The sequence below is a fragment of the Kitasatospora sp. NPDC054768 genome (assembly GCF_053612025.1).
Genome location: NZ_JBSHBN010000235.1, coordinates 1 through 10506 on the forward strand (window position 1 = coordinate 1; position 10506 = coordinate 10506).

General features: G+C 77.1%; 1 protein-coding gene. It reads right to left on the bottom strand.

Features of this window, described 5'->3' with window-relative positions; genetic code table 11:
* The coding region (locus ACWGKU_RS38495) for a type I polyketide synthase (RefSeq protein ID WP_452191766.1) at positions 1-10506 on the bottom strand (10506 nt) is incomplete at both ends.

Sequence of the window (10506 nt, forward strand, 5' to 3'; positions counted from 1 at the left end):
CCCGGCCGACCAGCCAGCGGGCGACGACCGCGCCCAGCGCGCCGGTACCGCCGGTGACCAGCACCGTGCCGGGCCGCGACGGCCGCCAGGGCTCCGCCGGGGCCGCTCCCGCGTCGGTGCGGACCAGGCGGCGGGCGAGCACCCGCTCACCTCGCAGGGCGAGCTGGTCCTCCCCGGTGGCCCCGTCGAGCACCGCCGCGAGCGCCGCGAGGGTGCCGGCGTCCGGCTCGGCGGGCAGGTCGACCAGCCCGCCCCAGCTCCGCGGGTGCTCCAGCGCCGCGGCCTGGCCGAAGCCCCACAGCTGCGCCTGCTCGGGGCGGGTGACCCGGTCCGCCGCGTCCACGGCCACCGCGCCCCGGGTGACCATCCACAGCGGCGCCTCCAGCTCCGCGTCGCCGAGGGCGTGCAGCAGCACGAGACCGCGGTCCAGCCCGGTGGGCAGGTAGGCGATCCCGCGGGCCTTCTCGGCCAGCGCGCGCAGCCGCTCCGCCAGTTGCTCCCGGTCGAGGTCGCCGACGGCGAGTCGGACCGGGGCGGTGTCGGCGGGCAGTCGCGTGAGCAGGGTGTCCGCGAACACGCCGTCGTCCTCGGTGTCGGTGACCAGCAGCCAGCCGCCGTCGAGCCGCGCCGGCGGGACCTCGACCGGCTTCCAGTCGATCCGGTAGAGGCAGTCGTCCAGGACCGCGGCGGCACCGTCGGACCGGCCGGCCGCCGCGAGCGGCAACCGCGGCCAGTACCGGTCCCGCTGGAAGGCGTACGTCGGCAGGTCCACCCGGCGGCCCTCCGGCAGCACGGCCGACCAGTCGACCTCGGCGCCCGCCGTCCAGAGCCGGGCGAGCGCCTCCAGGCCGGTGTCCCGCTCCTCGCGGCCCTTGCGCAGCAGCGGAGCGAAGGTGCCCGCCGCGACCGACTGCTGTGCCAGCCCGCAGAGCACGCCGTCGGGGCCGAGCTCCAGGTACCGGGTGACGCCCTGCTCCGCCAGGCGGGTGACGCCCTCGGCGAAGCGGACGGCCTCGCGGACCTGGCGGACCCAGTAGTCCGGTGCGGAGAGCAGCCCGGGTTCGGCGAGCGTCCCGGTCAGGTCGGAGACGACCGGGATGCTCGGCTCGGCGAAGGTCAACCCGCCGAGCACGGCGGCGAATTCGGCGAGCATCGGCTCCATCAGGGCCGAGTGGAAGGCGTGCGAGACGGTCAGCCGGCGGATCCGGCGGCCCTCGGCCTGCCACCGGGCGGCGAACTCCTCCACCGCCTCGACCGAACCGGAGACCACCACGGAGGTCGGGCCGTTGACGGCCGCGACGTCCAGGCGGCCGCCGATCGCCTCGCGGACCTCGGCCTCGGCGGCCTCGACCGCCAGCATCGCCCCGCCGCTCGGCAGCGCGTCCATCAGTCGGCCGCGCGCCGCCACCAGCGCACAGGCGTCCGCCAGCGGGAACACGCCGGCGCAGTGCGCCGCGGCGATCTCGCCGATCGAGTGCCCGAGCAGGAAGTCGGGCGTCACACCCCAGGATTCGAGCAGCCGGAACGACGCCACCTCGACCGCGAACAGCCCGGCCTGCGCCCACACCGTCCGGTCCAGATCCTCGACGCCCTCGAACACCACGTCCCCGACCGGCCGGTCCAGCAGCAGGTCCAGCTCCCCGCAGACCGCGTCGAAGGCCTCCGCGAAGGCGGGGAACGCCTCGTACAACTCCCGGCCCATCCCGACCCGCTGCGCACCCTGACCGGTGAACAGGAACGCCGTCCGCCCCTCGGCCACGACGCCCGACACCAGAGTGCCGGACGGTCGGCCCGCGGCCAGGGCCGCCAGCGGGGCGTCCCGGTCGGCGCCGAGCACCACCGCTCGGTGTTCCAGCCCGGCACGGGAGAGCAGCGACCGGGCCACGTCCTGCGGCCGCAGCTCGGCCCGCCGCTCCGCGAAGGAGCGCAGTCGCCCGGCCTGGGCGGCGAGCGCCGCGGCCGAGCGCCCGGACAGCAGCCAGGGCAGCGCGTCCGACTCGACGGCGGAAGCGGCCTCCACCGGGTCCGGCTCGACGGCTGCCTCCAGGATGACGTGGGCGTTGGTGCCGCTGATCCCGAAGGAGGACACACCGGCGCGGGCCGGCCGGTCCACGGCGGGCCACGCCCGGCGCTCCGTCACCAGCTCCACCGCGCCCGCCGACCAGTCCACCTGCGGGGTCGGCTCGCCGACGTGCAGGGTCGGCGGCACGATGCCGTGCCGCAGGGCCAGCACCATCTTGATCACCCCGGCGACGCCGGCGGCGGCCTGGGTGTGCCCGAGGTTGGACTTCACCGAGCCCAGCAGCAGGGGCTCCGCGGTGCGCTCCCGGCCGTAGGTGGCCAGCAGCGCCTGGGCCTCGATCGGGTCGCCCAGCCGGGTACCGGTGCCATGCGCCTCGACCACGTCCACCTCGGCGGCCGACAGCCCGGCGTCCGCCAGCGCCTGGCGGATCACCCGCTCCTGCGACGGGCCGTTGGGGGCGGTGAGGCCGTTGGACGCGCCGTCCTGGTTGACCGCGCTGCCCCGCACCACCGCGAGCACCCGGTGGCCGTTGCGCCGCGCGTCGGACAGCCGCTCCAGCAGCAGCACGCCCACGCCCTCGCCCCAGCCCGTACCGTCCGCCTCCGCCGAGAAGGCCTTGCAGCGGCCGTCCGCCGCGAGGCCGCCCTGGCGGTCGAACTCCGCGAACACCACCGGGGTCGACATCACCGAGACGCCGCCCGCGAAGGCCAGTTCGCACTCGCCGCGGCGCAGCGCCTGGGCCGCGAGGTGCAGGGCGACCAGCGAGGAGGAGCAGGCGGTGTCCACGGTCATCGCCGGGCCCTCCAGCCCGAACGCGTACGAGATCCGGCCGGAGAGCACGGAGGCGGCGTTGCCGGTGGCCACGTGGCCGTCCACGTCCTCCTCCGAGGCGGCGAGCACCAGCGGGTAGTCCTGGCCGTTGGTGCCGGCGAAGACGCCGACCGGCCGGCCGCGCATCGCCCTCGGGTCCACTCCGGCGGACTCGAAGGCCTCCCAGGAGGCCTCCAGCAGCAGCCGCTGCTGCGGGTCCATCGCCAGCGCCTCGCGCGGCGAGATCCCGAACAGGCCCGCGTCGAACTCGGCCACGCCCTCCAGGAATCCGCCCCGGGCGGCCGCGTCCACGCCCGTCCAGCCGGCCTCCCAGCCGCGGTCGGTCGGGATGCCGGTCATCGCGTCGACGCCGTCGGACAGCAGCTCCCAGAGCGCGTCCGGGGAGCCGGCGCCGCCCGGGAAGCGGCAGGCCATGCCGACGATCACGATCGGCTCGTCCTCGGCCCGGGTGCGGTCCGCGACCTCGGCGGCCACGGCCGGTTCGGCCGCGCCGAACAGCTGCTCGCCGAGATGGCGCGCCAGTGCGGCCGGGGTCGGACGGTCGAAGACCAGGGTGGCCGGCAGCGCCAGCCCCGTCCGGGCGCTCGCCAGGTTGCGGAACTCCACCGCCGTCACCGAGTCGAACCCGAGGTCGCGGAACGCCTGCTCGGCGCCGACCGCGTCCGGCGAGCCGTGGCCGAGCACCGCCGCGGTCCAGGACCGCACGGCGTCCAGCAGCAGCCCGGAGCGCCTGCTCCCGGGTGCCGCCGCCAGCTCGGCCCGGAACTCCTCGGCCGGTCCGGCGCCGCGGGTGCCGGCCGTGGCCGAGGCGGCCTCCGGCAGGTCGGCCAGCAGGGCGCCGGGCCGCAGCCCGCCCGCACCGGCCGCGAACAGCGACCAGTCGACGTCGGCGACCACCAGGGCGGCCCCGTCGTGGCCGATCGCCCGGGCGAGTGCCGTGACGGCGAGCGCCGGGTCCATCGGCGGCAGGCCGCCGCGCCGCAGCCGCTGCACCAGGGCCGGGTCGGCCGCCATGCCCTCGTTCGCCCACGGGCCCCACGCGACCGAGACGCCCGGCAGGCCGCGCTCGCGCCGCCCCTCCATCCAGGCGTCCACGAAGGCGTTGGCGGCGGCGTAGTTGCCCTGGCCGGCGCTGCCGACGGCGCCCGCCAGCGAGGAGAAGGCGACGAAGAACTCCGGCTCGTGGCCCCGCGTCAGCTCGTCCAGGACGACCAGGCCGGCCGCCTTCGCGGCCAGCACCGTCCTCAGGCGCTCCGGCGTGAGCGCGTCCAGCGCCCCGTCGTCCAGCACGCCGGCGGCGTGCACCACGCCGATCAGCGGGCGGTCCGCCGGCACCGCGGCGAGCACCGCGGCCAGTGCGGTCCGGTCGGTCACGTCGCAGGCGGCGACCACGGCCTCGGTGCCGCGCGCCGCGAGCTCCGCGACCAGGTCCGCCGTGCCCGGCGCGGCCGCCCCGCGACGGCCGGTCAGCACCACCCGGGCGACGCCGTGGTCGGCGAGCCAGCGGGCGACCTCGGCGCCCAGCGCGCCGGTCCCGCCGGTGACCAGGACGGTCCCCCCGGCGGTCGGCGACCAGGACGGCGCGCCCGCGCCGGCCGTCGCCCGGACCAGTCGGCGGCCGTACGTGCCGGAGCCGCGCACGGCCACCTGGTCCTCGCCGCCACCGGCGAGCACGGCGGCCAGCCGGGTGCCGGCCCGGGCGTCCGGCGTGGACGGCAGGTCGATCAGACCGCCCCAGCGGTCCGGGGACTCCAGCGCCGCGACCCGGCCGAGGCCCCACACCTGCGCCTGTCCGGCGTCGGCGGCCCGGTCCGAGCGGCCGACGGAGACCGCGTGCGCGGTCAGCGCCCAGAACGGGGCGGTGACGCCCGCGTCGCCGAGCGCCTGGAACAGGGCCAGGGTCAGCTCCAGGCCCGGCGAGACCGCCGAGTCCGGGTCCGGTTCCCCGGCGAGCGCGGCCAGCGACACCACACCGGCGAACGTGCCCGGGCCCGCCTCGGCGAGCTGCGCGGCCAGGGCCGCCCGGTCGGTGCCGACGGGCTCGAAGCGGACCACCTCGGCGCCCGCCGAGCGGATCGCCGCCGCCACGGCCTCGGTCAGCGGGTGCTCGGCGGCCGCCCGCGGGACGGCCAGCAGCCACCGGCCGGTCAGCACCGGGGCGCCGGCCGGGGCGCCGAGCGGCCGCCACATCACCCGGTAGCGCCAGGAGTCCACCACCGAGTCGACCTTGCGCCGCTGCCGCCACGAGGAGAGCACCGGCAGGGCCGCGCCGAGCAGCTCGGCGGGGTCCGGGGTGTCCAGGAGGTCGGCCAGATCGCCGAAGTCCTCGCGCTCCACCGCGTCCCAGAACCTGGCCTCCACCACGTCGCCGACGGGCTCGGCGGCACCGGCCTGCGGCCAGAACCGCTGCCGCTGGAAGGCGTACGTCGGCAGCTCCACCCGTCGGCCCTCGGGCAGCACCGTGGACCAGTCGGCCTCGGCGCCGTCCGCCCACAGCCGGGCCAACGCCCGCAGCGCGGTCCGGGAGTCCTCCCGGCCGCGGCGCAGCAGCGGCGCGAACACGCCGTCCGCCACGCTCTGCTGCGCCAGTCCGCTCAGCACGCCGTCGGGGCCGAGCTCGGCGAAGCGGGTGACGCCCTCGCGGTGCAGGGTCTCGACGCCGTCGGCGAAGCGGACGGCCTCCCGGACCTGCCGCACCCAGTACTCGGGGGTGGTGAGCAGCCCGGGCCCGGCGATCCCGCCGGTCAGGTTGGAGACGACCGGGATCCGCGGTTCGTTGAAGGTCAACTCCGCGAGCACGGCGGCGAATTCGGCGAGCATCGGCTCCATCAGGGCCGAGTGGAAGGCGTGCGAGACGGTCAGCCGACGGGTCTTGCGGCCCTCGGCCGACCAGCGCGCGGCGAACTCCTCGACCGCGTCCGCCGGCCCGGAAACCACCACGGAGGTCGGGCCGTTGACGGCCGCGACGTCCAGCCGGTCGCCGATCGCGGCGCGGACCTCGGCCTCGGCGGCCTGCACCGCCAGCATCGCCCCGCCCTCGGGCAGCGCGTCCATCAACCGGCCGCGCGCCGCCACCAGGGCGCACGCGTCCGCCAGCGGGAAGACCCCGGCGACGTGGGCGGCGGCGATCTCGCCGATCGAATGCCCGAGCAGGAAGTCGGGGGTCACGCCCCAGGATTCGAGCAGCCGGTACGAGGCGACCTCGACCGCGAACAGCCCGGCCTGCGCCCACACCGTCCGGTCGATGCCGATGCCCTCGAACACCGCGTCGGTGAGCGGCCGGTCGAGCCGGAGGTCCAGCTCCGCGCGGACCGCGTCGAAGGCCTCCGCGAACACCGGGAAGGCCTCGTACAGCCCCCGCCCCATGGCGGCGTACTGCGAACCCTGACCGGTGAACAGGAAGGCGGTCCGACGGTCGGCGACCGCGCCGCGGACCACCGCCGCGTCGGGTGCGTCGTCCGCCAACGCGGCCAGGCCGCGCAGGAGTTCGGCGTGGTCCGCGCCGACGATCACGGCCCGGTGGTCGAGCGCCGCCCGGGTGCCGGCCAGCGACCAGGCGACGTCCCGGACGTCCGCGCCGGGCTCGGCGAACGCCCGCAGGCGCCGCGCCTGGTCCCGCAGGCCCTCGGCGGTCTTCGCCGAGACGGCCCAGACGGGCAGCACCGGCGCCGCCTTCGGCTCCTCCACCGGGGCCGACGGCACACTCTCCAGGATGACGTGGGCGTTGGTGCCGCTGATGCCGAAGGAGGACACCGCCGAGCGGCGCGGCCGGTCCAGCTCGGGCCAGGGGCGCGCCTCGGTGAGCAGTTCCACCGCGCCGGCCGACCAGTCGACCTTCGGGCTGGGCCGCTGCGCGTGCAGGGTCGCCGGGAGCAGGCCGTGGCGCATCGCCTGCACCATCTTGATGACACCCGCGACGCCCGCGGCGGCCTGGGTGTGGCCGATGTTGGACTTGATCGAGCCGAGCCAGAGCGGCTCGCCGTCGCGGTCCCGGCCGTAGGTGGCCAGCAGCGCCTGCGCCTCGATCGGGTCGCCCAGCACGGTGCCCGTGCCGTGCGCCTCGACGGCGTCCACCTCGGCGGCCGACAGCCCGGCACTCGCCAGGGCCTGGCGGATCACCCGCTGCTGAGCCGGACCGTTCGGGGCGGTCAGGCCGTTGGAGGCGCCGTCCTGGTTGACCGCGCTGCCGCGCAGCATGGCCAGGACCCGGTGCCCGTGGCGGCGGGCGGTGGAGAGGCGCTCGACCACCAGGACGCCGACGCCCTCGCCCCAGCCCGTACCGTCCGCCTCCGCGGCGAAGGACCTGCAGCGGCCGTCCGAGGACAGCCCGCCCTGGCGGTCGAACTCGGCGAAGGCGGCCGGGGACACCATCACCGTCACACCGCCGACCAGCGCCGTCTCGCAGTCGCCCTCGCGCAGCGCCTGCGCCGCCCAGTGCAGGGCCACCAGCGAGGAGGAACAGGCCGTGTCCACGGTGACGGCCGGACCCTCCAGCCCGAAGACGTACGACACCCGGCCGGAGATCACACTGTTCGCCGAGCCGGCCAGGACGTGGCTCTTCGCCTCCTCCAGGCCGCCGACCGCGTTGTAGCCGGAGTTGGAGGCGCCGACGAAGACGCCGATCTGCTCGCCGCGCACCGAGCGCGGGTCGATCCCGGCGTCCTCGAAGGCCTCCCAGGACGCCTCCAGCAGGATCCGCTGCTGCGGGTCCATCGCCAGCGCCTCGCGCGGCGAGATCCCGAACAGCCCGGCGTCGAACTCCGTCACACCTTCCACGAAGCCGCCGCGCGCCGCCTCGGCCGCGATGCCCTCGACCGACCAGGCGCGGTCCACCGGGAAGCCGGTGACGCCGTCCGCCCCGGCGGCCACCAGGTCCCACAGCCCGGCGGCCGAACGCACCCCGCCCGGATAGCGGGCGCTCATGCCGACGATCACCACCGGGTCGTCCGAGACGGCCACCGCCGCACCGGTCTCCTCCGCGGCCGCCACCGTCACCGGTACCGACTCCAGCAGTTCCCCGGCCAGATGGGCCGCCAGCACCGCCGGCGTCGGATAGTCGAAGGCCAGCGTCGCCGGAAGGGCGAGCCCGGTGTCCTTCACCAGCAGGTTCCGCAGGGCCACCGCCGTCAGCGAGTCGAAGCCGAGGTCCCGGAACGCCTGACCGGCGTCCACCGCCTCCACCGACGTGTGGCCCAGCGCCGCCGCCGCGGACGACCGGACCAGGTCCAGCAGCATCCGCTCCCGGCGCCCGGCCGCGGCCGCCGCCAGGGTGTCCAGGAAGGCCGAGGCCCCCTCGACCGCCGCCACCGGCGCCGACCCGCGGCCGGCCTCCGGCAGCTCCGCCAGCAACCGACTGGTGCGGACGGCGGTGAAGGCCGGCGCGAACCGCTGCCAGTCCACGTCCGCGACCGTCACACAGCCCTCGTCCCCGTCCACCGCACGGGCCAGCGCCAGCACCGCGAGACGCGGGTCCATCACCGCCAGACCACGGCGGCGCAGCTGCTCGGCGGCCTCGCCCTGGGCGGCCATGCCCTCGCCGGCCCACGGCCCCCAGGCCACCGACGTGCCCCGCAGACCCCGCGCCCGGCGCCGCAGCACCAGCGCGTCCAGGTGGGCGTTGGCCGCCGCGTAGACGCCCTGACCACCGCTGCCCCAGGTCGCCGCGACCGAGGAGAAGGCCACGAACAGATCGAGGTCCAGATCGGCGGTCAGCTCGTCGAGCAGTTCGGCGCCGACGGCCTTGCCGTCGAGCACCCGGGCGATCTCCGCCTCGTCGGTGTCCGCCAGCGGTGCGGCGCCCTGGCCCACCCCGGCCGCGTGCACCACGCCGGTCGGCCTGTGCTCGGAGAGCAGCGCGGCCAGCGCCTCCCGGTCGGTCGTCGCGCAGGCGGCCACCACGACCTCGGCGCCCGCCTCGGTCAGCTCGGCGGCCAACGCGGCGGCGCCCGGCGCGTCCGCGCCCCGGCGGCTGGTCAGCACCAGCTTCGGCACTCCCCGGCCGACCAGCCAGCGGGCCGTCTCCGCGCCCAGCGCGCCGGTGCCGCCGGTGATCAGGACCGGACCGGACGGCGTCCACGGCGCGGCGGGCGCGGCACCGGAGGCGGCGCGCGCCAGGCGGCAGCCGTACGCCCCGGCGCCGCGCACGGCCACCTGGTCCTCGCCGGTGCCGCCGCCGAGGACGGCGACGGCACGCTCGGCCGACTGCGGGTCGAGGACGGCCGGGAGGTCGATCAGACCGCCCCAGCGCTGCGGGTGTTCCAGCGCCGCGACCCGCCCCAGGCCCCAGAGCTGGGCCTGGACGGGATCCCGCAGCGGGTCGGAGCGGCCGATCGAGACGGCACCGCTGGTGACCAGCCAGAGCGGGGCGTCGACGCCCGCCCCGCCCAGCGCCCGCAGCAGCGCGACCGCACCGGACACCGGGGCGTCCGAAGGAAGCAGCGCCACGACGCCGGCGATTCCGGCCACCCCGGCTGGGACGGCGTCGAGGGCGAACGGGAGCACCTCGGCGCCGGCCTCCCCCAGCGCGGCGGCCAGCGCGGCCCCGGGCTCGGAGCCCTCCGGCGCGGCCAGCAGCCACGTCCCGGAGAGGCCGGTCCCGACGAGCCCGGCGAGCGGCTTCCAGGTCGCCCGGTAGCGCCAGGAGTCGATCACCGCGTCCTGACGGCGCGATCGCCGCCAGGCGGTGAGCACCGGCAGGACGGAGTCCAGACCCTCGGGCGCCCGGTCGGCGTCCAGGGTGGAGGCGAGGCCCGCCAGGTCCTCGTTCTCGACCGCCGCCCAGAACCGGGCCTCCGCCGGGTCGGCCGCGACGCTCGTCGGCTCGGCCGCCTCCGGCCAGTAGCGCTCGCGCTGGAAGGCGTAGGTCGGCAGCGGCACGCGCCGGGAGGCGGGCAGCAGCGCGGACCAGTCGATCGTGGCGCCCGCCGTCCAGAGCGCGGCCAGCGCGGTCAGGACGGTCTCGCGGCCGTCCCGGTCCTTGCGCAGCAGCGGCACGCCGACCACGTCAGGGGTGCTCTGGGCGGCCAGCGCGGTCAGCACACCGTCCGGGCCCAGCTCGACGAGACGGGTCACGCCCTCGCGGTGCAGGGCGTCGACGCCGTCGGCGAAACGGACGGCCTCCCGGACCTGTCGCACCCAGTACTCGGGGGTGGCGAGCAGGCCCGGCTCGGCGATCCCGCCGGTCAGGTTCGACACGATCGGGACCTGCGGCTCGGCGAAGGTCAACTCCGCCAGGACGGCCGAGAATTCGTCGAGCATCGGCTCCATCAGCGCCGAGTGGAAGGCGTGCGAGACCGTCAGCCGGCGGATCTTGCGGCCCTCGGCCGACCAGCGCGCGGCGAACTCCTCGACCACGTCCGCCGGCCCGGAAACCACCACGGAGGTCGGGCCGTTGACGGCCGCCACGTCCAGCCGGTCGCCGACCGCGTCACGGACCTCGGCCTCGGCGGCCTGCACGGCGAGCATCGCCCCGCCCTCGGGCAGCGCGTCCATCAGCCGACCGCGCGCCGCCACCAGGGCGCACGCGTCCGGCAGCGAGAGGACGCCCGCCACATGGGCGGCCGCCACCTCGCCGATCGAGTGGCCGAGCAGCACGTCCGGGACCACGCCCCAGGATTCGAGCAGCCGGAAGGACGCCACCTCGACCGCGAACA